We start from the raw sequence: 22,300 nt of genomic DNA, 5'->3' as shown, positions 1-22,300 counted from the left end.
CTCAGTGGAAGGGGCACCCACGGGACGCGGGTGCCGATGACGATGCCGATACGGATGCCGCCGAGCGCACCGCACCGCCGGACCGCGGCTTGGTGGGCAGCCGACGCCGGTCGACGTCGAGCCCTTCGTCGAGGATCCGCAGGTCGGGGTCGCTGAGCACCGTGATCGCCGCGGCCAGCCCTGCAATCGCGAGCTTCTCGCCCGGGCAGCGGTGACCCGTCGGGACGTCGGCGCCACCATGAGGAACGAATGCGGCGAGCGCTTCGTAGTCCTCGATGTCGCGGAAGCGCTCGGGGTCGAACCGCTGGGGGCGCGCCCAGAAGCGGTCGTCCGTGTTGGTGCCCTGCAGGTCGAGGACGACGCGTCCTCCGGCATCCACCGTCTGACCGTCGATCTCGATGTCCGCGGTGGCCCAACCGGGAAGCATCGGCACGAAGGGAGAGGTGCGACGGATCTCCTGCGCGAACATGATCGACAGCGGTCCGCCGACGACCGACCCGCGCTCGACGGCCTCGGCCGCGATGCGCTCGCGCCAGTCGGGACGCTCGTGCAGCTCCTTCGCGGCGAAGGCCACGAACCGGGCGACTGCGATCATCGGACGGATGCTGTTCTGCAGCTCGACACCGGCGACGCGCGCCGGGAGCAGCTCGCCGTCCTCGTCGCGGTGATGCGCCCACACCTCGAGCGCCGTGCCCGATTCGGCGCGCAGCGAGCCGTGCCGCACCGCCTCGATGAGCCGAGCGGAATGACGGTCCGACCACCACCGGTTCGCCAGGGCGGCGATGTACACCGGCGAGTACGGCGAGCCGAAGCCGTCGACGATCTGGGCGAGCCGCGCCGCCCATCGGGTCTGGGCCGCCGGCGTGCCCGGCACACCCGCCCAGCCCATGATCGCCCGGCCCAGCGCGCCGACGGCCGCGTCGTAGGCGCTGCGGGTGCCGCCGTCGAGCCACGCCCGGCGCTCGCTCTGCCATTCGCGCTCGAGCCAGGGCGTGAGTCGTGCGACCTGCTCGTCCTCATAGAGGGCGCCGACGAAGGCGGCTTTGCGGTGCCGGTGGGCTGTGCCGTCGAGGCTGTGCACGGAGCCGTGCCCGAACAGGCTCTCCTGCACGATCGCGGGCATGGCTCCGGAGCGCGCGATGCGGGTCTCGTCGTAGAAGAGCTCGACCCCCTCCACTCCCCTGACGAAGACCGCGTCACTGCCGAGCAGCCGCATCGGCGCCGATCTCGCACCCGGCGGCACCCGTCGCCAGATCCGTGCCCCGAACCCGTAGCCGCGGGTCAGCAGGGTGGGAGCGTCGTCCTGTGCCAGTGCGCCGAGCTTTCGCGCCGCACGCGCGGGGATGTCGATGAGTGCCATGCTGCGACGTTCGCAGAGACGTGGTCGCCGAACCAGGGGGAGGCGCGAGCGGGGCCTCTGTGCTAGTGCCTCACTCGTGCCGCGCGACCCGCACTCCCCCACGCGCGGTCGTCAACCCCCTGTCTGCGAATCGGAAGCCACGCGATCATCGTCACGACGCGAGAGGAGTTCCGACATGGCGAAGAACGTGCGCACGATGGACTGTCAGCCCGACGATGTCTTCCGGGTGCTGGGCAACGGTTGGCTGTACCCGGCGTGGGTGGTGGGCGCCTCGCGCATGCGCGACGTCGATGAGTCGTGGCCGCAGCCGGGCGCTGAGCTGCATCACTCGGTCGGCGTCTGGCCCGCTCTGCTCGACGACACGACCGTGGTGGAGGAATGGTCGCCGCCGAACCGCATGGTCATGCGCGCGAAGGGTTGGCCGATCGGCGAGGCCCGCGTCACTCTGCGGGTGCGGTCGTATGACGGCGGCACGATGGTGCGCATCGACGAGGAACCCGTGAACGGCCCCGCCACGCTGCTGCCCGGTCTGGTGACCGCTCCCCTGCTGCGCTGGCGCAATTCCGAGACCCTGCACCGCCTCGCCTACCTCGCAGAGGGGCGTGCGTCCTGACCCGCTCCTGCCCATATATTGGGTCGTGAGCCGCGACCTCCGCGGATGCGGAGGGATGCACGATGGCCGATGTGACGCAGTCCGCCTGGCGACGCTTCTGGGAACAGGGCGGCTGGTGGCGGGCCGTCATCCTCGTGGTCGTCTACTTCGTGCTCTACAACGGGCTGTCGCTGCTGTTGACCCCGTTCGCGGCTCAGATCGAGGATCCGCAGAGCGCGGCGGGGATCCTCGTGTTCTACGCGATCCCGGTTCTCGTCGGCTGCCTGCTGCTCGTCGGCTTCGCGGCATCCGTCGGCTGGCTGGGTGAGGTCTTCCGTCCGCAGCCGATCCGCGGACGCGGATGGATGTGGATCGCGGTCGCCGTCGTGCTCCTCTTCAACGTGCTCCACCTGTTCGCCATCGACTACGGAGCGGCCGGATTCGAGGTCGTCGCGACCTGGCTCCTCGCCGGACTGTTCATCGGCTTCGCCGAGGAGGTGCTGACGCGCGGCCTCGTGGTGAACCTGCTGCGCAAGGCGGGTCAGCGCGAGCTCGTCGTCGCGGTGATCTCCTCGGCCCTGTTCGCCCTGCTCCACGCCGGCAATCTGCTCACCGGCCAGTCCCTGTTCGCGACCCTCATCCAGCTGGCCTACACCTTCGCGTTCGGCATCTGCATGTACCTCGCGATGCGCGTGACCGGGACCATCGTCGCGCCGATCCTGCTGCACGCCAGCACCGACCCGAGCATCTTCCTGCACACGGCGTACCCGGCGGAGAGCGCGTTCGGCTCGATCGCGAACCTCGGCAACATCGTGGTGATCGTCGTCGGCGTGATCTGCCTGTTCTTCATCCGCGGTCGCGTCGAGCAGACGCAGGCGGCGGCCCCGGGTGTCGGGGCCGCCGCCTGACCCTCACGCGGCAGACGGTCGCAGCACGACCTTGATGCAGCCGTCCTCCTTGCGCTGGAAGGTGCGATACAGCTCCGGCGCATCCTCGAGCGGAGCATCGTGGGTCATCAGATCCATCACGCCGAGGGGGTCGGAGAGGTCTTCGACGAGCGGCATCAGATCGTCGGTCCAGCGCTTCACGTTGCACTGGCCCATACGGATGCCGATCTGCTTGTCGAACAGGGTCTTCATCGGCAGGATGTCGGCATCGCCCGCGTAGACGCCGCTGAGCGACACCATGCCACCCCGGCGCACGACGTCGATCGATGCGTACACGGCGGCGAGTCGGTCGATCCCGGCCTTGTCGAACACGGCGCGGGCGGCCGGATCCGGCAGCAGTCCGACGGCCTTCTGCACGAGGGCGACGCCGGCGTTGCCGTGCGCCTCCATGCCCACGGCGTCGACCACGGAATCCGCGCCGCGTCCGTCGGTGAGGTCGCGCAGCTCGGCCACGACGTCATCCGTGAGGTCGAAGACCTCGACTCCGTGGCGTGCTGCCATCTCCCGGCGTTCCGCGACAGGGTCCACGGCCAGCACCCGGTATCCGCGGTGCGCTCCGATGCGGGCTGCGAACTGCCCGACGGGGCCGAGCCCCATCACCGCGAGCGTCCCGCCCTCCGGCACGTTCGCGTACTCCACACCCTGCCAGGCCGTCGGCAGGATGTCGCTGAGGTACAGGTACCGCTCATCGGGGAGATCGGACGCGATCTTGATGTGGTTGTAGTCGGCGAGCGGGACGCGCAGGTATTCGGCCTGCCCGCCCGGCACCTGGCCGTAGAGCTTGGTGTAGCCGAACAGCGCGGCGCCGCTGCCGTACTCCTTCACCTGCGTCGTCTCGCACTGCGACTGCAGGCCGCGCAGGCAGAAGAAGCAGTGCCCGCACGAGATGTTGAAGGGGATGACGATGCGATCGCCGACCGCGAGGTCGCGCACACCGTTGCCCACCTCCACCACGACCCCCATCGGCTCGTGGCCGAGGATGTCGCCCTTGTCGAGGAACGGTCCGAGCAGTTCGTAGAGGTGCAGGTCGGAACCGCAGATCGCCGAGGAAGTGATCCGGACGATCGCATCGGTCGCGTGCTCGATGGTCGGATCCGGTACCTCCTCGACCGCCACGTTGCGCGTTCCCTGCCAGGTGAGTGCCTTCATCGTCATCCTCCTCGTTACGTGTCGAACGGCCACCCTCCATCGACGGCGCGCGAAGTGACAGAGGGTTGACAGGCGGTTCCTGAACGTTCGCCAGTCGCGGTGCACATCGGAATATGGGAAACTGGACCCACCATCGGTGATCATTCGATACGCCTCGTCTCGCGGGCACTGTGGCGTACTGGGGAGATCATCATGGGCAAGTTCATCTACGAGGGCACCGTCAAATCGGACATCGAGGACAGGGCGCTCACGCACCTGCAGCTCGTGATGACGGCGAAGCTCAGGAGAGGCGAGCCCTTCTCGTTCTCCTGGCGCGAGGACATGACTGTCGGCGGCGGTCGGACGACTGTCTGGGTGCACGCCGGCAGCTCCCTCGTCTTCAAGTACAGCGGGAGCCGTCAGCCGCAGATCAACCGCGCGTGGATCGAAGCGCTGGCGTTCACGGCGAACGCCCCCGGCGGTCTGCGCCTGGTGAGCGAGCCGGCCGAAGGCACGGCGCCGCCGGTCGAGCGCGTCGAGGTTCCGGCGCAGGCCTGACGGATCTTCTCCTCCCCAGTCCTCGCGGCGTCGGATGCACCGGTCGCGAGGAGGAAGAATGGGATCGTGTCCCCGAATCCCCAGCGGCGACTGCTCGCCTCCGTGCGCAGGATCCTGCACACCGACCCCTCATCCGTCGCCCACACCGAGGCGATGCCGATCATCGACGAACGCACCGTGCCGCGTGTGCTCGACCTCGCGACCCGCATCGGCGAATCGATGTTCGGGGTCGGCGCCTCGGCGCACGAGGTCACGCTCGCCATCACCCGCATCTGCGCCGCGTACGGCATGCGGGACGTGCAGGTCGATGTCACCTACAACTCGATCACGGTCTCGTTCCACCTGAGCGGCGAGGTCTGGCCCGAGACGCTCGTGCGGGTCGTGCGCGTCGCCGCCCCCGACCACGCCAAGCTGCAGAGAGTGCAGGCCCTGGTCGCCGACATCGACGACGGACTGGATCTCGAATCGGCCCGCTCGACGTTCCGCGCCCTGCGGCGCGTGCCCTTCGGCTACCAGCAGCCGGTGGTCATCGTGGCACGAGCGCTGCTCGCCGTCGGAGTGAGCATCATGCTCGGGGCCTCGCCGCTCATCGTCGGGCTCACGTTCATCGCGGCGCTCTGCGCGGCGTTGACCCAGGCCGGCCTCGCGCGCGTGCGCGTTCCGCTGTTCTTCAGTCAGATCGCCGGAGGGTTCGTCACCACGGTCGTCGCGGTCGCCGTCTCGGCCCTCGGGGCCGCCGGTATCGAGCCCTTCGTCGGCATCCGACCATCGATCATCGTCGCGTCGGGAATCGTGCTCATGCTCGCCGGACTCACCGTGGTGGGGGCCGCTCAGGATGCGATCGACGGATTCGCGCTCACCGCAGGCGGACGCATCCTCGATCTGACGATGCAGACGCTCGGAGTCGTGATCGGCATCCTCGTCGGCCTCGAACTCGGCAGCGTGCTCGGCTTCACGATGGGTCTGCCCGATGACCCGGCCCCGTTCGGTCCGCTCCTGAACCAGTTCGCGGGGGCGATCATCATCGCGATCGCCGTCGCCGTCTTCAACGGCGCGGGTCTTCGGATCATCCTCGTCAGCGCGCTGCTCAGCGCCGTCACCATCGCCGGCTATTCGACGATGGTCGGTCTGAACCTGCATCCGGCTGCGGCGAGCGCGATCGGCGCCCTGCTCGCGAGCTTCATCGGGATGCTGATCGCGGTGAAGCTGCACGTCCCGTCGGTCGCGGTCACCACGGCCGCGATCGTGCCGCTCGTGCCCGGTGTCGCGGTGTTCCAGGGCCTGCTCGAGATGATCCACGCGGCAGGGTCGGCATCCGGGGTCGTCGGCATCGGCGGCTCTCTGGTCGATGCCGCGGTGATCGGAATCGCACTGGCTTCGGGCGCATCGCTCGGCCTGTATCTGGGAACGCCCGTGCGGGCCACCCTCAGCAGCGTCGCGAAGAACCGGGCGCGCGTCGTCCGGCGCTGAGCCGAACGACGCGAGCGACTCAGACCTGGGGTCCGAGCGCGCCGCCGCCGGGCTCCCCCGCGGCGTCGCCCTTCAACTCGACGAGGATGGTGTGCGTCGACGTCGCGCCCGTGTTCTCTCCCCAGTGGCGTTGGGCCGGCAGCCAGACGGCCTGACCCGCGGTCAACGACGTGTCGAAGGTGCGCTCCCCCGCTGACAGACGGCGCGAGAAATCGCTGAGGGTCACCATCACGCTGTTCGGATGATCGTGAGGAGTCGTGCGGTCGCCCGGCTCATCCGTGTACTCGAGCACGCGCACGAGATCGTTCTCCCAGAGCGTGCGGTAGTGATCGGGGTTGGTGACAGTGGGATCGTCGGTGACCATGCGGTCACAGTACGCCCCGATATTCCGCGCCGACAGGGGTACTTCGCGCAGCCGCGCGCGTCAGGCGTCGGCGCGCACGGTCTCGAGCGACGGGTAGTCCGTGTATCCCTCGGCCGTGCGTCCGTAGAACAGCGCAGGGCGCGGCTCGTTGAGCTCGGCGTCCTGACGCCAGCGCTCGACGAGGTCGGGGTTCGCGATCACCGGACGACCTGCTGCCACGGCGTCGGCCCATCCCTCCGAGACGAGCATCTCGGCCTCGTCGCGGGTGGTCTGCGCGGCGAATCCGGAGTTGACGATCAGCGGGGCACCCGCCGTGCGGCGGATGCGCTGCACGAGCTCGCTAGTCGGCACGGCACTGAGCACGTCGATGAATGCGAGGCCGAGCGGTGCGAGGCCCTCGGCGACGGCGAGGTAGGTGGCGAGTGCGTCGGCGTCGTCCTCCTCGAGGACGCCCTGGATGTTGTGCTGCGGCGACAGACGGATGCCGGTGCGGTCGGCCCCGACCGCCTCAGCCACCGCCGACGTGACCTCGATCGCGAACCGCGCGCGGTTCTCGGGCGATCCGCCGTACTGATCGTCACGGATGTTCGACACCGGCGAGAGGAACTCCTGCACGAGGTAGCCGTTCGCGCCGTGCACCTCGACGCCGTCGAAGCCCGCGGCGATCGCGTTGCGTGCGGCCTGCACGAACTGCTCGACGACCATCGGGATCTCGTCGAGCGTGAGAGCGTGAGCGACCGGCATGTCGACCTTGCCGACCGGGGTGTGCGTCTGGCCGGGGGCGGCGAGCGCGCTCGGGCCCACGACACGCGGCTCACCGGAGATCTCGGGGTGCGAGACGCGGCCGCCGTGCATCAGCTGCATGACGATCGTGCCGCCGGCCTCGTGCACGGCGTCGGCGATCCGCCGCCATCCGTCGATCTGCGCGGGAGTGACGATGCCGGGCTGCCCGGAATACGACTTGCCCTCGGCAGCCGGCCACGTGCCCTCGGAGATGATGAGACCCTGGCCCGCGCGCTGGCGGTAGTACTCCACCATCGTCTCGGTGGGCACACCGTCGTCGTCCGCACGGGTGCGGGTGAGCGGCGCCATGACGACGCGGTTGGACAGCGGGAGGGCGCCGAAGACGGCCGATTCGAAGAGGGTCACGCTCAGGGACAAGCGCCCTGGGGTGCCGAGTATTCCCCTGCGGAGATATGCAGACCGGATGCTCAGTCGGCGACGCGGCCGTACATCTCCCCCACGGGCACCGCGACCTCGAGCACATTGCCCGGCTGGGCGAGCGGGCAGGCCCACGCCGGGTCGTAGGCGCATGAGGGGTTGTAGGCGAAGTTGAAGTCGAGCACGATCGTGCCGCGCTCGGCGTCCGACCCGAGGTCGGCGCCCTTGATCGTGTCGATCAGATAGCGGCCGCCTCCGTAGGTTCCTCCCGGACGACCGGCGAGAGCGTCGCGCACGGGGATGAAGATCCCGCCGCCGTAGGTCGTCAGGCGCCACACGTCGAGCGACCCGGTGTCGGGGACCTCGACCCTGCCGATGCGCTCGAAGGGAACCACGCCGTCGGTGCCGGTCGCGAACTCGAAGCCCCCGGGCTCGGCCTCGAGGATCGGCAGCTCGAAGCGCCACTGCGGATCGTACGACGCGATCGGGAGCCCTTCGAACAGCGGTCGATCGTCGGCCATCAGCGGGGTCGCCGCATGGTGCAGCAGCAGGTCGTCGCGCTCGATGCGCCAGAGCTCGTGCGCGTCTTCGGCGGAGTCCGCCCGACGCACGGCGTCGTAGAGGGCGAAGACACGGCGTCGCCAGTCGACGACCTCTGCGGCGGTGCGGGCTTTCGTGAGCGTCATGTGGTTCAGGCTACGCGGCTCGCGCCCCCGGGTTCACACGTCGGTGTCGCGCGGCAGCACCGTGAGCACGCGTTCGATGTGGTCTCGGAACTCGACCAGGTAGTCGCGGAGGAAGGTCGCGGTGCCTTCGTTGTGGACCGTCCCGTCATCGGCGAAGGTGTCGGGCGAGAACTGGATATAGGCCTCGGGTGCCGTCATCTGGCGGGCGTTGCAGAAGCTCAGCACCCCGCGCAGGCTCTGCTGGGCGACCGCCGTGCCGATCGCGCCCACCGAGGCGCCGATCACCGCGGCGGGGATGTGGTCGAAGGAGTTCTGCCCCCACGGCCGCGACGCCCAGTCGATCGCGTTCTTGAGGCCGCCGGGGATCGAGCGGTTGTACTCGGGTGTCACGAAGAGCACCGCATCAGCCGAGGCGATGGACTCCTTCAGATCGACGGCCACCGCGGGGTAGTCGGCGTCATAGTCCTGGCTGTAGAGAGGGAGGTCTCGGATCGGGATCTCGAAGAACTCGAGATCATCCGGCGCCAGCCTGATCAGCGCCGTCGCGAGGATGCGGTTGATCGAGGTGGACGAGAGGCTTCCGACGAAGTATCCGACCCTGTATGCCATGACTGTTCCTCATTCCCGTAGTCGTGAGATCAGTCTCGTCCGGGCTCGCGTCTGCGTCCAGCCCCCGTGGCGAACGGTCCGCCGCCTTCGGCTCAGTCGCCGAAGGCGGCGAGCAGCTCCGCGAAGTGGTCGAGATCCTCGGCCGTCCAGCGGCGCAGCCTCTCGCCGAGGCGCTCTTCGTACCGAGCGCGGGCGAGGGCCACCCGCTCCTGCGCCAGCTCCGTGGCGACGAGCACCCGCGCGCGGCGATCGTCCGGGTCGGGGACGCTCTCGACGAGACCGAGCTGCTCGAGTTGGCGCACGTGCCGGCTGACGGCCGACTTGTCGGTCTGCAGGCGCTCGATGATGGCGCCGGCCGAGGTCGCCTTGCCGGTGGCGATCGACGTGAGCACCTGGTATCCGAGAGGTTGCAGGTCGGGATGCACGGTGGTCGCGGCTTCGCGCCAGCTCACCCGGATGCGGGCGAAGAGCCTGCCCAGCTCGTGCTCGACCCTCGAGATCGCCTGATCGAGGTCAGGGGTTGCGGCGCCGTCTTTCGGGGCGACTTCGTCGGACGAGGCACTCATGCTCGCCAGCTTACGATGAAGCCCCGCCGGCACTGTGCCGGCGGGGCTTCGATCAGATCACCGACTCGTGATCCGTCCGCACGATCACTTGTCGAGCAGACCTGCGGTGGTGAGCCATTCTTCCGCCGCGGTCGCAGCCGACGCCTTCTCGTCGCCCTCGACCCGTTCGCGCAGATCGATCAGGTCGTCGGTGGTGAGCTTCGCGGAGATCGCATTGAGCACCTCGGCGAGCTTGTCGGTGTAGATGTCCTTCGAGAGCAGCGGGATGACGTTCTGCGCCGAGATCATGTTCTCCGGGTCCTCGAGGACGACGAGGTCCTCGGACTTGATCGCCGGCGACGTCGTGTAGATGTCGGCCACCTGCACCGTGCCGTCGACGAGCGCCTGCACCGTGTCGGGACCGCCGAAGTCCTCGTACGGGACGAACGTGACCTGTCCCGCTTCGACGCCCACGCCGTAGACGTCGCGCAGCCCCGGGATCCCGTAGCCGAGTTCGCCGAACTGCGGGTTCGACGCCAGGGAGAACGGCTCGAGAGCCTTCAGGTCGCCGATGGCCGTCAGGTCGTTGTCCTCGGCGGTCTTCTTCGTCACCACGTAGGCGTCCTTGTCCTCGGCCTCGGCCGAGTCGAGCACCTGCAGGTCGTCCGCGCCCACCGCATCCGGCAGCGCCGCATCGACGTCCTCGGTCGTCCGCTCCTCGTACGCCGTGTCGTAGTAGGCCAGCAGGTTGCCGTTGTACTCCGGGATGAGGTTGATGGACCCGTCCTGCAGTGCGGGGATCGTCTGCTGGCGCGGACCGATGTTGAACTTGGTCGAGACGTCGAAGCCCTCGGCCTCGAGCGCCTGCGCGTAGATCTCGCCGAGGATCTCGCTCTCGGGGAAGGCGAAGGAGCCCACGACGATCGCGTCGCCCTCGGCGGCGTCACCGCCCGAGGACGTCGGGTCGGCGGTCGCGCAGCCGGCGAGCGCGACGGTGGTGCTGACGGCGAGCAGGCAGGCCGTCAGCCAGGTCTTACGGGCTCGAGAGGTCATGCGGGGGTCCTTTCGTCGACGATCGGCGCCACAGCGGCCTCCGACCTGTTTCGCTGCACACTGCGGAGGGGACGGCTCGTCTGCCCCCGAGTACGGGTGAGGCGCTGGAGGAGCGCGAAGACGCCGTCGACGCTCAGCGCGAGAACGGTCACCAGGAGCGCCCCGCCGAGGATCACGGTGTAGTCGTTGAGACCGATGCCCGACGAGATGATCCGCCCGAGGCCGCCGAGTCCGACGTACGACGCGATCGTCACGGTCGCGATGACCTGCAGCGTGGCCGAGCGGATCCCGCCGATGATCACCGGCAGCCCGAGTGGGATCTCGACCTTGCGGAGGATCTGCATCTCGGTCATCCCGATCGCGCGCGCCGCATCGATCGACTCGCGGCTGACGCTCTCGAGGCCGGCGTAGGCACCGGCGAGCAGCGACGGGATCGCCAGCAGCACGAAAGCGACGACGGAGCCGACGAGCACGGCCGGAGTGGTGCTGAGACCGGAGCGCAGCACCATCGTGAGGAAGAACAGGAGCCCGAGCGTCGGGAGAGCGCGCATCGCACCGGTGAAGCCGATCACGAACTGGCGACCGTGCCCGGTGTGCCCGATGTAGAAGCCGAGCGGCAGAGCGATCAGCATCGCGATGACGAGCGAGACGCCCGAGTAGATGAGGTGCTCGACGAGTCGGTCGCCGATGGGCAGCGGGCTCTGCGAGCCCGGCACCCAGTTGGCGGGGTCGAGGATCCAGGCGATGGCGTCGAGGAAGAAGTTCATCGGACACCGGCCCCCGGGGGCGCGAGCACTCGACGGGTGCTGACACTGTCGGTCGCGGGGTCGGGGTCGGTCGGTGCGCCGCTCTTGCCGCGCACGCCGGCGGCGCGGCTCCAGGGCATGAGGACCCGCCCGATCGCCACGAGGATCAGGTCGAAGACGAGAGCGATGAGCAGGCTCATGACGATCCCGACGACGACCTCCTCGAGGATGCCGCGCTGCTTGCCGTTCTGGAAGAGGTAGCCGAGATTCTCCGAGCCGATGATCACGCCCACCGAGACGAGGGCGATGGTCGACACGGAGACCACGCGGAGGCCGGCGATCAGCACGGGCCCGGCGAGAGGGAACTCGACGCGCCAGAACCGGCCGCTGCGCGAGAAGCCGATGGCCTTCGCCGACTCGATGATCGACCGATCGACCGATCCGAAGGCGTCGGTCGCCGAGCGCAGCATGATCGCGACCGCGTAGATCGTCAGCGCCACGACCAGGTTCGTGTCATCGAGGATCCGGGTGCCGAGGATGACCGGCAGGATGACGAAGAGCGGCAGGGACGGGATCGTGTAGAGCAGGCTGCCCGTCGTGATGATGAACGTCCGGGCGACGCGATTGCGGCTGGCCACCCAGCCCAGCGGCACCGCGATCAGGAAGCCGAGGATGATCGGGATGATCGCCAGACGCACGTGATTGATTGTCAGATCGACGATCAATCCGAGGTTGGAGGCGATCCAGTTCATCCGAAGTACCGTTCTTTACGGTCTTGGGACGCCGAATCGCGAAGTCAAGACATTCGACTGAACCACAGAATATCGCTCTCGACAACCCGGGCCGACACGTCGCGTGATCGGCCCGGGCTCTCGGTCAGACCTCTGAGAGCAGACGGAACACCTTGGATGCCGCGTGGATCTCGTCCTGCGTGAGCTCGGCCACGACCGTGCGCAGGCGCGAGGCGTGGTCGCTGCGCAGCTCGGTGAGGGCGGAGCAGGCCGACGGCGTCGCCGTCAGGACCCGCAGCCGGCCGTCACGCTCGTCCGGCCTCGACTCGATCAGGCCCAGCTCCTCCAGCATCCGCACCTGGCGACTGATGACGGACTTGTCCATCTCGAAGCGCTCGGCGAGCTCGTGAGCGCTGGCGGAGCCCGCCCGATCGATGAAGGTCAGCAGCTTGTAGCCGCCCACCTGCAGCTCGGGGTCGATGCGCGCCGCCGACTCCCTCCAGAGCGTCCGAGTCCTCGCGAAGATGAGGTTCAGATGCGTCTGGAGGTCGCCGAGGGCGGTGTCGACGTCGGCGGGCGCCGCCGCTTCGGAGGTGACCATGTCAGCGCCCCGACTCCCGCTCGTCGCGCTCGAGCACGGTCGTCACCGAGCCGGTCGAGGGTGAGGCGGACTCGGTGCCCGAGATGCGGATGGCTCCGGTCGACATGGTGGCGCCGACCTCGGCCTCGGAGACCTCGAGAACGGACTCCTCGGCCTGCTCGCGCAGCTGCTCGGCGGCGTTCTTCGTCGACAGCGGCTTGTTCCTGATGAACGCGATCGCGATGATGGCGATCACTGCGAGCGGAATGGCGATGATGAACGCATCCGCGATGCCGTGGCCGTAGGCTCCCTCGACGATCGTGCGGATCGTGTCGGGCAGCTGCGTGACCTTGGGCACATCGCCAGAGGCGAGGTGCTTCAGCGCGTCGATCTCATCGGGCGTCGTGGGAGTGAATCCCTCGAGCGCGTCGGAGATGTAGTTGCCGACGCTGGTCGAGAGCGAGGCACCCATGACCGTCACGCCGATGGTGCCGGCGATCGTGCGGAAGAAGTTGACGTTCGACGAGGCGGCGCCCAGCTGCTGCGGCGCGGTGTCGTTCTGCACGATGAGCGTGAGGTTCTGCATGACCATGCCGAGACCTGCGCCGAGCACGAACATGTAGGTCGCGACCAGCGGGAACGGGGTGTCGTAGCGCAGGGTCGCCATCAGGCTGACGCCGATCGTGGTCAGCACGGAGCCCGTGAGCATCCATCCCTTCCACTTGCCGAAGCGGCTGACGAGCTGGCCGATGATGATCGACGCACCCATCTGTCCGACGATCATCGGGATCGTCATGAGGCCGGACTCGGTCGGTGTGGCACCGCGGGCGAGCTGGAAGTACTGGGCGAGGAACACCGAGGTCGCGAACATCGAGACGCCGATCGCGATCGACGCGATGACCGACAGCGTGAAGGTGCGGTTGCGGAACAGCGACATCGGCACGATCGGTTCCTTGACGAAGAACTCGACGGTGATGAACGCGGCGATCGCGACACCCGCGGTGACGGCGAGCATGATGCTGGTCGAGGAGTCCCAGTCGAACTGGCTGCCGCCCATCGAGACCCAGATGAGCAGGGTCGAGACGCCGACCGCGAGCAGCACGATGCCGAAGTAGTCGATCGACACCTTGCGGTCGCGCTGGGGCTTGGGCAGGTGCAGGGTGAACTGCAGCAGCACGAGGGCGAGGATGGCGAAGGGCACGCCGACGAAGAAGTTGGAGCGCCAGCCCCAGACGTCGGTGAGGAGTCCGCCGAGCAGCGGGCCGCCGATGGTGCCGAGGGCCATGATTCCACCGACCACGCCCATGTACTTGCCGCGCTCGCGCGGCGAGATGATGAGGGCGACCGCGATCATCACGAGCGACATCAGTCCGCCGACGCCGATGCCCTGGATCACGCGGACCGCGATGAGCATGTTGGTGTCGGTCGAGAAGCCGGCGATCACGGTGCCGACCGTGAAGATGATCAGCGACAGCTGGACGAGGATCTTGCGATCGACGAGGTCGGCGAGCTTGCCCCAGATGGGGGTCGAGACGGCGGTCGCGAGGAGGCTGGCGGTGATGACCCAGGTGTACTGCGACTGGGTGCCGCCGAGGTCGGCGATGATGACCGGCATGGAGGTCGACACCACGGTGCCCGAGAGCACGGCGACGAACATGCCGACGACGAGGCCCGAGATCGCGGTGAAGACCTCGCGAGGCGAGCGCACCGCGTCGCCTGAGGAGGTGGGTGAGATGTGTGTCACAGTGGAGAGCTCCTGTGTAGAAAGTTGATAAGAGTCAACTATACGCCTATTGGTTGCGAAAGTGCAACTGTAGACCGGAGGCAACCATCTGTCGATGGAGTGGGACGCTAGCCGCGGCTCTCGTCCTTGGTCGGCTCGACGACGCGCTGGTCCAGGGACCACGACGCGAGCAGCGCGAGACGCTCGGCCGAGGGCGAGCCCGGCTCGGCCGAGTAGATCAGCAGCACGTTGCCCGGCTCGGCGGTGATCGCGAGCTCCTCGTACGCCAGGGTCAGCTCGCCGACGAGCGGATGCCGGAATCGCTTCGTGCCGGCGCCGTGGATGCGCACATCGTGCGCCGCCCACAGCCGGCGGAACGTCTCGCTGCGCGTCGACAGCTCGCCGACGAGATCCTGCAGACCCTTGTCGTGCGGATCCCGCCCGGCTTCGGCTCGCATGATCGCGACGCACATCTCGGCGAAGAGATCCCAGTCGGGATAGAAGTCGTGCGCTGCCGGGTCGAGGAACTGGAAGCGCGCGAGATTCGGGGTGCGGCCGCCGTCGCCGATCACCGGCGAATAGAAGGCTCGGGCGAGATCGTTCGTGGCGACCAGGTTCTGGTGGGGGTCGCGGACGAACGCGATCGCATCGGTGATCGACGACAGCGCCCACTGCAGGCTGGTTCGTGCAGCCCCGGGCTTCGCCGACCGGCGACGCGAGCGGCCGCTCGACGGGATGCCGTCGGCGGCGCGGGCGAGATCGAGCAGATGCGCGCGCTCGGCGTCGTCGAGTCGAAGGGCTGACGCGAGCGCGTCGAGCACCGCGGCGGACGCGCCGGCGATCGCGCCGCGCTCGAGCTTCGCGTAGTACTCGACGCTGACTCCGGCGAGCGCTGCGGCCTCACTGCGCCGCAGGCCGGCGACACGTCGGTTCCCTCCGGCCGGGATGCCGACCGACTCGGGCGCGACGCGCGCGCGGCGGGTCATCAGGAACTCGCGGACCTCGGATCTGTTGTCCATGCTCAGGACGCTACCCCCGACCGTGCTTCGGAGGGAGGTTCTCGCAGTACACCCCTCGACAGGGACTCCCTCGGAGCACCCGACAGGCGCAGAGTGGACAGCATGACATCCGCAGCCCGCCCCTCCGTCGACCGGGTGCTCCCCGCCCTGCTGCTTCTGCTGACCGTCTTCGGGCCGATCTCGATGGACCTCTACCTGCCCGCTCTTCCGGCTCTCACGGCAGCGCTGGGCGCCGCCACGTCGGTCGCGCAGCTCACCGTGACCGCCTGCCTCATCGGTCTGGCGGCCGGTCAGCTCATCGCCGGGCCGGTGTCGGATCGATACGGCCGCCGCGGCGTCCTGCTCATCGGCATCGTGGCGTACATCGTCACGTCGATGCTGTGCGCGATCAGTCCGACGGTCGAGCTGCTGATCGCCGCCCGATTCGTGCAGGGACTCGCCGGCGGCGTCGGCATCGTGATCGCACAGGCGGCCGGGCGTGACGTCTTCTCCGGCGGGACGCTGATCCGCTTCTACGCGCGGCTCACGGTCGTCGGCGGCTTCGCGGCGATCGTCGGCCCGCTGCTCGGGGGCCTCCTCAACACGATCATCGACTGGCGGGGGCTCTTCGTCTTCCTCGCCGTCCTCGGCGCCGCCATCCTGATCATCGCGCTCGCGCGGTTCGGGGAGACCCTGCCGATCGAGGCACGGACGACCGGCGGTCTGACCCGCACCCTGAGCGACTATCGGACGCTCCTGCGAGACCGCGTCTTCGTCGGCGCCGTCCTGAATCAGGGGCTGATGTACGCCGCGCTCTTCGCCTACCTGTCCGGCGCGACGTTCGTGCTGCAGGACATCTACGGCCTGTCGCCCCTCGGTTACGCCCTCGCGTTCGGCGCGAACTCCGCGGGATTCATGGTCTTCGGCCACCTGGCCGGCCGATTCTCCGAACGAGGGCACGTGCACGCCGTCCTCGCCGCCGGTGTCGTGGTCGCGACCGCCGGTGCTCTCGGCCTGCTCGCCGCCGGACTCACGACGATGCCGCTGTGGGTCGTGCTCGCGTCGCTGTTCGCCCTCGCCGCGGGCGTCTCCATCTCGTCTCCCCCGGCCACCACCCTCGCTCTGGTCGGATACCCGCAGATCGCCGGCACCGCCTCGTCGCTTCTCGGGATGGTGCGGTTCGGCTTCGGGGGTATCGCCGCCCCGCTCGTCGGCGTCGCCGGTGCCCTGAGCATCCTGCCGCTCGGCGTGGTCACCGTCTCCGCGACCGTGCTCGCGGCCGTCACCCTGGTGCTGATCGGCACCGCACGCGGGCGCACGCCACGGCACTCGCCGCACACGACCTCATCCGCCGCCCTCACCCACTGAAGGAGAACATCATGAGCACGGACACCGTCAGCACCCGCACCATGCGCGCCGTCGTCATGCACGCCCCCGGAGACGTCCGCGTCGAGGAGGTCCCCCGCGCTTCCGTCGTCGAGCCGACGGATGCGGTCATCCGCGTCACCGCCGCCTGCATCTGCGGCTCGGACCTCTGGCCCTACCGCGGCATCGAGCCGGTGGACCACCCCACACCGATGGGTCACGAGTACATCGGCGTCGTCGAGGAGGTCGGCGACGAGGTCCGTGACATCGCGGTCGGCGACTTCGTCGTGGGATCGTTCGTCGCGTCCGACAACACGTGCGAGATCTGCCAGGCGGGATTCCAGTCGCGCTGCATCCACCAGGTCATGATGGGCGGCGTCGGCACCCAGTCCGACTACGCCCGCATCCCTCTCGCCGACGGCACTCTCGTCGCCGTCGAGGGCGATCCGACCCCCGCGCAGACGCGCAGCCTGCTCGCGGCATCCGACGTCCTGGGCACCGGATGGTTCGCCGCCGTGGCCGCCGAGGCGGGGCCGGGCAAGACCGTCGCCGTGGTCGGCGACGGAGCCGTCGGCCTGCTCGCGATCCTCGCGGCCAGGCAGCTCGGAGCCGAGCGGGTCATCGCGATGTCCCGCCACGCCGACCGTCAGGCTCTGGCGACGAAGTTCGGGGCCACCGACATCGTCGAGGAGCGCGGCGACGCAGGCGTCGCGAAGATCAAGGAGCTCACCGGAGGGTACGGCGCCCACTCCACCGTCGAGGCGGTCGGCACCCAGGAGTCGATGATGCAGGCGATCCACGCCACGCGTCCGGGTGGACACGTGGGGTACGTCGGCGTGAGCCACGGCGTCGAGCTCGACGGCCTGGACCTGTTCTTCTCGACCGTCAGCCTTCTGGGCGGGCCGGCGCCGGTGCGCCGCTTCCTGCCCCAGCTGATCGACCTCATCATGACCGATCAGATCGATCCGGGGGCCGTCTTCGATCTGACGCTGCCGATCGAGCAGGCGGCCGAGGGCTACAGGGCCATGGACGAGCGCCGCGCCACCAAGGTGCTGCTCACCACCGACTGATCAGAACCCCCGACGACGGCGGGCGCCTTTCTCGTGCCCTCCGCCGTCGGCGAAGGAACCTCGCGGTCAGCGTGCCGCCGCGGCCGAGCCGTCGAGGTCGAGGTCCACATCGACGTACCAGTCGCTGTGGCCGCCGTGCTCTCCCGAGTCCGGAGAATCGGGATAGAGGCGGTGCGCCTGCAGCTTCGCCGCGTGCTCGCTGAAGTCGGGCTCGTCGTCATCGAACTCGTGCGGCCCGACCAGCAGGTCGTTGCCCACGCCGATCACGAGGTCGGCGCAGTCCTCGCGCCCGCCGACGAGGATGGGGATCTCGACGGCGTCGGCCTCCCCCTCTTTGGCGACGGCTGCGGCGAGAGTCACGAGAGAGTCCGCCACGTCATCCGTGGTCACCAGCTGCTGGCCTGCGTACGAGACGATCTTCATGGATCCATCCTGGCCGACTCGGCCGATCCGCGGTGCAGGGTTGCGCGGCGGATCACGGTTCGATATGCGGGCGAAGCCCGACGGGCGGGATCAGCTCACATCCGGGCGTAGCGGGCGCGGGCGAAGCAGAACAGGCCGTACAGAGCGAGGCCGGCACCGACCACCCACAGGATGACGGCGCCGAACGGGAGTCCGGCCAGAGCGCGCAGCGCCGAGTCCAGGCCGCCGGCGGTCTCGGGGTCATGCGTGAGCGCCGCGATGACGAACAGCACACCCGCGACCCCGACCGCGATGCCCTTGGCGACATAGCCGGCCGTTCCGAAGGCGGCGATGCCGGATCGCGCTTTTCCGGACGGCACGGACAGATGCTCCATGAACGCGCGAGTGATGCCCCGGACGACGAAGGCGACGCCGACGGCCGCCACTCCGAGCCCGACGAGCACGAGGAGCACGACGCCGGCCGGCACCGCGAGCAGCTTCGCGCTGAACGACTGGGAGGATTCGGACGACTGCGACTGGCCCCCGAGCGCATAGACCAGAGCCGTCGCGCCGATCGCGAGATAGGCGACAGCCGTGCCGAGGAACTTCGCCCGGTGCGCCCACTTCTTCTTCGCGTCGGGATCGCGCTCGACGACCGCCTCGGCGATCTGCCAGATCGCGAGAGCGAGCAGGCCGAGCACGATCAGCCACAGCAGGAACACGCCGGCGGGAGACTCCTGGATCTGCTGCATGGCACCGCCCTGATCGGCGTTCTCGCCGCCGCCGCCGGTCGCGATCGAGATCGCGATGCCCCCGATGAGGATGTGCAGGATGCCGAGCACGACGTAGCCGACGCGCGCGAGGACGCGGAAGGCGGTCGAGTCCTGGGCGGCTCTCGCGGTGGAGGCGGCCGAGTCGCGAGTGTTCATGGATTCACGGTGCTTTCGATCGGTTCTTCGGAGGTGTCGGGAGTGGGTGTCGCAGACGCGAGGCGCCGCGCACGGATCGCCTCCATGCACGCCCAGACGAATGTCGCGACGGCGACGCCCTCGAGCATTCCCGCGACGACGTCGCTCAGCCAGTGGGCATGCAGGTAGGTGCGGCTCCACATCATGAGGAGCACCCACACGACGCCCACGACCCAGACCCATCGACGACGGAGCACCAGTGCGAGGACGACCACGACGGTCGTGGCGACAGCCGTGTGCCCGGATGGAAAGGACGTCGCGACGCTCTCGGCGAGCGAGTCCGCCGGTCGCGTGCGCCCGATCACTGCCGCCATGGTCGCGCCGATCGCCACGACGGCGACCATCGCGATCGCCAGCGTCGCGGCATCCCACCGCCGACCGCGCCAGATGAGCGCAGCGATCAGCAGCGCTCCGACGACGATCATGCCGATGGTGCCGCCGACCACCGCCGGGACCCAGGCGACGACGACCCAGATGTCGCTGGTCAGCGCGACCATGAGGTCGTGCCACCAGACGTCGATCGCGAGCGGCTCGTGACCGCCGAGGGCGACCACCGCCCGCAGCACGACGAAGGCGAGGGTCGCCGCGACACCGACGACGATCGCGCCGGTGCCGCGCTGCACCTCGGTCACGCCGACATCAGGCGAGGGGCTCGTTGTCGCGCATGCTGCGACGGGTCACGCGGTCGCCGGTCGCCGGGTCGACGGCGGTGCGGTCGACGGTCTCGGTGCGACGGCTGCGCATCGTGAGGATGAGGCTGATCAGGAAGACGACGACTCCTGCGCCCATGAGGATGTAGCCGATCAGATCGAGATCGACGTAGCCGCCGGTGTCGATGTTGAGTGCGAAGACCAGGATCGCTCCGATGACGAAGAGCGCGATGCCGCTGCCGATGCCCATATGTCCATTCCTCTCCGAGACCGCGTCCGCGGTCTCGCGACGACCAGAATATGGTCAACACCGATTGAGTCAATACCCGTGGACACGTCCATCATCCCGTGATATGGATGGGAACGATGACTGATCTCGAACGCCGCGTGGCGATCTTCGCCGCACTCGCCGATCAGACGCGCCTGCGCATCGTCGACCTGCTCACCCTCGGCGACCTCTCGTCGTCGGAGATCGGCACGACGCTCGACCTGAGATCGAACCTGATCGCCCACCATCTCGGCGTCCTCGAGTCCGCGCGCATCATCACGCGCACGCGCTCGGAGTTTGACAGGCGGCGCAGCTACATCGGGCTCCGCCCCGAGGTGTTCGACACGCTCGCACCGCCGAGCGTCGCTCCCCCGCGCCGGGTGCTGTTCGTGTGCACCGCGAACTCGGCACGATCGCAGCTCGCCGAGGTCATCTGGCGCGACATGAGCGCGATCGACGTGGCCTCCGCCGGCACCCAGCCCGCCTCCGCGGTGAACCCCCAGGCGCTGGCGACAGCCGAACGCCACGGGCTGATCATCGACCCGGCCCGGCCACCCCGCCACGTCGACGAGGTGCGCACCGACGACGACCTGGTGATCACGGTGTGCGACGACGCGCACGAGCGGATGCTCACGGGCGACGACCTGCACTGGTCGGTGCGGGATCCTGCCAGGGTCGGCACGGCCGCCGCCTTCGAGAGCGCCTTCGACACGCTCTGCCAGAGGATCCGCGCGCTGTCGTCGCGGCTGATCGCGGCCTGACAGCCCCGGCCCGGATGTCCCCGGCCCGTGCGACGATCTGCACGTCGACGGGAGAACACGATGCGGGGCGAAGCCACCGTGCTGCACGCCGATCTCGACGCGTTCTACGCCTCGGTCGAGCAGCGCGATGCGCCTGCTCTGCGCGGCCGGCCCGTCATCGTCGGCGGCGGCGTGGTGCTGGCGGCGAGCTATGAGGCCAAGGCCCGAGGGGTGCGCACCGCGATGGGCGGCCGCCAGGCGCTCGAGCTCTGCCCGGATGCCGTGGTCGTCCCGCCGCGCATGGAGGCGTACTCGGCGGCGAGCAAGGACGTGTTCGCGATCTTCCGCGACACGACCCCGCTCGTGGAGGGCCTCTCGATCGACGAGGCCTTTCTCGAGGTCGGCGGGCTGAGGCGCATCGTCGGCACCCCCGAAGAAGTCGCAGTGCGGCTGCGGAATCGGGTGCGCGCGGAAGTCGGCCTGGCCATCTCGGTGGGCGTGGCGCGCACCAAGTTCCTCGCCAAGGTCGCCAGCGCGGTCAGCAAACCCGATGGGCTGCTCGTGGTCGAACCCGACCGGGAAGAGCAGTTCCTGCTGCCGCTGCCGGTCGAGCGCCTGTGGGGCGTCGGGGCGGTGACGGCCGAGAAGCTGCACCGCTACGGGGTGCACACGGTCGGTCAGCTGGCGGAGCTCGAAGCGGCGACGGCCGAGCGGGTGCTGGGCAAGGCTGCGGGCTCGCACCTGCACGCCCTCGCCCGCCTGCGCGACCCGCGCCCGGTCGACACGACCCGGCGCCGCGGCTCGATCGGCTCGCAGCGCGCCCTCGGCTCGCGCGCCCGCACAGCGGACGAGCTCGACCTCTTCCTCACGCAGATCATCGACCGGCTCGCCCGCCGGCTCCGCGACGGCGAGCGCGTCTGCCGCACGGTCGTGCTGCGCCTTCGTTACGGGGACTTCGCCAAGGCGACCCGATCACGCTCTCTCCGAGTGCCGACCGATCGCACCGCGATCCTGCTCGACGTCGCGCGGACGCTGCTCGCCGCGGCCTGGCCCGAGATCGAGGCGCGGGGCATCACCCTCATCGGGATCTCGCTGTCGCAGCTCGACCGCGCCGAGAACGCGCCACCCGAACTGCCGATCGACTGGGGCGACGACGAACGACTCGACACGGTGCTCGACACCCTGCGCGGTCGCTTCGGCGCGGCATCCGTCTCGCGCGCCGCTCAGCTGGGGCGCGACCCGGGGTGGTCGAGTCCGATCCTCCCCGAGCACGAGTGAGCGCTCGACGTCAGAGCTGGTCGAGCACCAATTCGCCGCGCGAGTTCAGCTGATCCATCATGTGGGCGACCCGTTTGGGGTCGATCGCGGGCATCGTCGGATCATCGAACTCGAGCACCAACGGGATGCTGGGGTGCACCCAGATGGTCATGCGGCCGGACGATGCCTCGGGCTTCGAGAGCCAGGTCATCATGAAGCTCTCATTGCGGCGCAGCTTCGTGCCGATCACGATCTTCACGTGCGCCAGAGTGGCGTCCTCGATCTCGATCGCGGGCCGCGAGCTGTTGTACTCCAATTTCCCCATGATG

26 protein-coding genes are annotated in these 22,300 nt (G+C 69.0%); 8 read left to right on the top strand and 18 right to left on the bottom strand.

Annotated elements, in window-relative coordinates; translation table 11 throughout:
- Nucleotide 1: 1 nt before the first annotated feature.
- Nucleotides 2-1,360 carry a cytochrome P450 gene (locus QRN21_RS13965; RefSeq protein WP_285364630.1) on the bottom strand — a complete coding sequence of 453 codons (1,359 nt, stop codon included), beginning with the start codon at nt 1,358-1,360 and terminating at the stop codon, nt 2-4.
- 175 nt (nt 1,361-1,535) lie between these two features.
- Here QRN21_RS13965 and QRN21_RS13960 point away from each other — a divergent pair, with 175 nt between their 5' ends.
- Both QRN21_RS13960 and QRN21_RS13955 read left to right on the top strand, forming a co-directional pair.
- Nucleotides 1,536-1,973, top strand: coding sequence for an SRPBCC family protein (locus QRN21_RS13960; protein ID WP_072591755.1), 438 nt, complete (start codon nt 1,536-1,538; stop codon nt 1,971-1,973).
- Nucleotides 1,974-2,035: 62 nt separating this feature from the next.
- The gene (locus QRN21_RS13955; protein ID WP_285364627.1) at nt 2,036-2,860 is read left to right on the top strand and encodes a CPBP family intramembrane glutamic endopeptidase; all 825 of its coding nucleotides are present in this window, start codon (nt 2,036-2,038) and stop codon (nt 2,858-2,860) included.
- A 3-nt stretch (nt 2,861-2,863) separates the two neighbouring features.
- On the opposite strand, the gene QRN21_RS13950 is transcribed toward QRN21_RS13955, so the two are convergent.
- Nucleotides 2,864-4,048 carry an alcohol dehydrogenase catalytic domain-containing protein gene (locus QRN21_RS13950; RefSeq protein ID WP_285364625.1) on the bottom strand — a complete coding sequence of 395 codons (1,185 nt, stop codon included), beginning with the start codon at nt 4,046-4,048 and terminating at the stop codon, nt 2,864-2,866.
- Between the two features lie 192 nt (nt 4,049-4,240).
- On the opposite strand from QRN21_RS13950, the gene QRN21_RS13945 reads away from it, so the two are divergent.
- Complete coding sequence (locus tag QRN21_RS13945; protein WP_056279560.1) at nt 4,241-4,585, top strand: DUF7882 family protein; 345 nt, start codon at nt 4,241-4,243, stop codon at nt 4,583-4,585.
- A 66-nt stretch (nt 4,586-4,651) separates the two neighbouring features.
- Nucleotides 4,652-6,055: a threonine/serine exporter family protein gene (locus tag QRN21_RS13940; RefSeq protein WP_053097625.1), complete on the top strand. Its 1,404-nt coding sequence runs from the start codon at nt 4,652-4,654 to the stop codon at nt 6,053-6,055.
- 19 nt (nt 6,056-6,074) lie between these two features.
- Here QRN21_RS13940 and QRN21_RS13935 read toward each other — a convergent pair whose 3' ends face one another.
- The 11 genes from QRN21_RS13935 to QRN21_RS13885 all read right to left on the bottom strand — a co-directional run bounded on the left by QRN21_RS13935 (nt 6,075) and on the right by QRN21_RS13885 (nt 15,272).
- The gene (locus QRN21_RS13935; protein WP_053097626.1) at nt 6,075-6,419 is read right to left on the bottom strand and encodes a cupin domain-containing protein; all 345 of its coding nucleotides are present in this window, start codon (nt 6,417-6,419) and stop codon (nt 6,075-6,077) included.
- Between the two features lie 60 nt (nt 6,420-6,479).
- On the bottom strand, nt 6,480-7,568 hold the full coding sequence (locus tag QRN21_RS13930) for an alkene reductase (RefSeq protein ID WP_082297876.1): 1,089 nt from the start codon (nt 7,566-7,568) through the stop codon (nt 6,480-6,482).
- A 62-nt stretch (nt 7,569-7,630) separates the two neighbouring features.
- Nucleotides 7,631-8,266, bottom strand: a complete 636-nt coding sequence (locus QRN21_RS13925; protein WP_056279558.1) for a DUF1684 domain-containing protein — start codon at nt 8,264-8,266, stop codon at nt 7,631-7,633.
- A 33-nt stretch (nt 8,267-8,299) separates the two neighbouring features.
- On the bottom strand, nt 8,300-8,875 hold the full coding sequence (locus QRN21_RS13920) for an NADPH-dependent FMN reductase (RefSeq protein ID WP_053097629.1): 576 nt from the start codon (nt 8,873-8,875) through the stop codon (nt 8,300-8,302).
- 92 nt (nt 8,876-8,967) lie between these two features.
- A complete protein-coding gene (locus tag QRN21_RS13915) occupies nt 8,968-9,441 on the bottom strand; it encodes a MarR family winged helix-turn-helix transcriptional regulator (RefSeq protein WP_053097630.1) in 474 nt (157 codons plus the stop codon).
- Between the two features lie 84 nt (nt 9,442-9,525).
- Entirely contained in the window at nt 9,526-10,473 is a 948-nt protein-coding gene (locus tag QRN21_RS13910) for an ABC transporter substrate-binding protein (RefSeq protein WP_053097631.1), read from the bottom strand.
- Nucleotides 10,470-11,240 carry an ABC transporter permease gene (locus QRN21_RS13905; protein WP_072591759.1) on the bottom strand — a complete coding sequence of 257 codons (771 nt, stop codon included), beginning with the start codon at nt 11,238-11,240 and terminating at the stop codon, nt 10,470-10,472. Before QRN21_RS13905 ends, QRN21_RS13910 begins: the two co-directional genes overlap by 4 nt.
- Nucleotides 11,237-11,971, bottom strand: coding sequence for an ABC transporter permease (locus tag QRN21_RS13900; RefSeq protein WP_056279551.1), 735 nt, complete (start codon nt 11,969-11,971; stop codon nt 11,237-11,239). The genes QRN21_RS13905 and QRN21_RS13900 overlap by 4 nt, the downstream gene beginning before the upstream one ends.
- Before the next feature lie 124 nt (nt 11,972-12,095).
- Nucleotides 12,096-12,551, bottom strand: a complete 456-nt coding sequence (locus tag QRN21_RS13895; RefSeq protein ID WP_053097635.1) for a MarR family winged helix-turn-helix transcriptional regulator — start codon at nt 12,549-12,551, stop codon at nt 12,096-12,098.
- Nucleotide 12,552: 1 nt separating this feature from the next.
- A complete protein-coding gene (locus QRN21_RS13890) occupies nt 12,553-14,274 on the bottom strand; it encodes an MDR family MFS transporter (protein ID WP_285364617.1) in 1,722 nt (573 codons plus the stop codon).
- 107 nt (nt 14,275-14,381) lie between these two features.
- A complete protein-coding gene (locus QRN21_RS13885; protein WP_285364616.1) occupies nt 14,382-15,272 on the bottom strand; it encodes a helix-turn-helix transcriptional regulator in 891 nt (296 codons plus the stop codon).
- Between the two features lie 102 nt (nt 15,273-15,374).
- Here QRN21_RS13885 and QRN21_RS13880 point away from each other — a divergent pair, with 102 nt between their 5' ends.
- Both QRN21_RS13880 and QRN21_RS13875 read left to right on the top strand, forming a co-directional pair.
- A complete protein-coding gene (locus tag QRN21_RS13880) occupies nt 15,375-16,619 on the top strand; it encodes a multidrug effflux MFS transporter (RefSeq protein WP_285364614.1) in 1,245 nt (414 codons plus the stop codon).
- 41 nt (nt 16,620-16,660) lie between these two features.
- Nucleotides 16,661-17,686 carry a zinc-dependent alcohol dehydrogenase family protein gene (locus tag QRN21_RS13875; protein WP_056280243.1) on the top strand — a complete coding sequence of 342 codons (1,026 nt, stop codon included), beginning with the start codon at nt 16,661-16,663 and terminating at the stop codon, nt 17,684-17,686.
- 66 nt (nt 17,687-17,752) lie between these two features.
- Here QRN21_RS13875 and QRN21_RS13870 read toward each other — a convergent pair whose 3' ends face one another.
- From QRN21_RS13870 to QRN21_RS13855, 4 genes are all read right to left on the bottom strand, one after another.
- Nucleotides 17,753-18,109, bottom strand: a complete 357-nt coding sequence (locus QRN21_RS13870; RefSeq protein ID WP_053097638.1) for a hypothetical protein — start codon at nt 18,107-18,109, stop codon at nt 17,753-17,755.
- A gap of 95 nt (nt 18,110-18,204) precedes the next feature.
- Entirely contained in the window at nt 18,205-19,017 is an 813-nt protein-coding gene (locus tag QRN21_RS13865; RefSeq protein ID WP_053097639.1) for a DUF1206 domain-containing protein, read from the bottom strand.
- Nucleotides 19,014-19,688 carry a phosphatase PAP2 family protein gene (locus QRN21_RS13860; protein WP_187250245.1) on the bottom strand — a complete coding sequence of 225 codons (675 nt, stop codon included), beginning with the start codon at nt 19,686-19,688 and terminating at the stop codon, nt 19,014-19,016. The genes QRN21_RS13865 and QRN21_RS13860 overlap by 4 nt, the downstream gene beginning before the upstream one ends.
- A 7-nt stretch (nt 19,689-19,695) precedes the next feature.
- Nucleotides 19,696-19,956 (bottom strand): DUF6458 family protein, encoded by a 261-nt coding sequence (locus tag QRN21_RS13855; RefSeq protein ID WP_053097641.1) that lies wholly within the window; start codon nt 19,954-19,956, stop codon nt 19,696-19,698.
- Nucleotides 19,957-20,072: 116 nt separating this feature from the next.
- Here QRN21_RS13855 and QRN21_RS13850 point away from each other — a divergent pair, with 116 nt between their 5' ends.
- Together QRN21_RS13850 and dinB are read left to right on the top strand one after the other, a co-directional pair.
- Nucleotides 20,073-20,735 carry an arsenate reductase/protein-tyrosine-phosphatase family protein gene (locus tag QRN21_RS13850; RefSeq protein WP_321163941.1) on the top strand — a complete coding sequence of 221 codons (663 nt, stop codon included), beginning with the start codon at nt 20,073-20,075 and terminating at the stop codon, nt 20,733-20,735.
- A 60-nt stretch (nt 20,736-20,795) separates the two neighbouring features.
- A complete protein-coding gene (gene dinB / locus QRN21_RS13845) occupies nt 20,796-21,992 on the top strand; it encodes a DNA polymerase IV (RefSeq protein ID WP_285364610.1) in 1,197 nt (398 codons plus the stop codon).
- A 10-nt stretch (nt 21,993-22,002) separates the two neighbouring features.
- Here the strand turns inward: dinB and QRN21_RS13840 are convergent, their stop codons facing one another.
- Complete coding sequence (locus tag QRN21_RS13840; protein WP_053097644.1) at nt 22,003-22,296, bottom strand: DUF7882 family protein; 294 nt, start codon at nt 22,294-22,296, stop codon at nt 22,003-22,005.
- Nucleotides 22,297-22,300 lie beyond the last annotated feature (4 nt).

The organism is Microbacterium sp. LMC-P-041 (assembly GCF_030209555.1).
In the GTDB taxonomy this organism is placed as follows: Bacteria; Actinomycetota; Actinomycetes; order Actinomycetales; family Microbacteriaceae; genus Microbacterium.
Note: the sequence above shows the minus strand (reverse complement) of the source record. Positions and strands in the feature narration are given on the sequence as shown.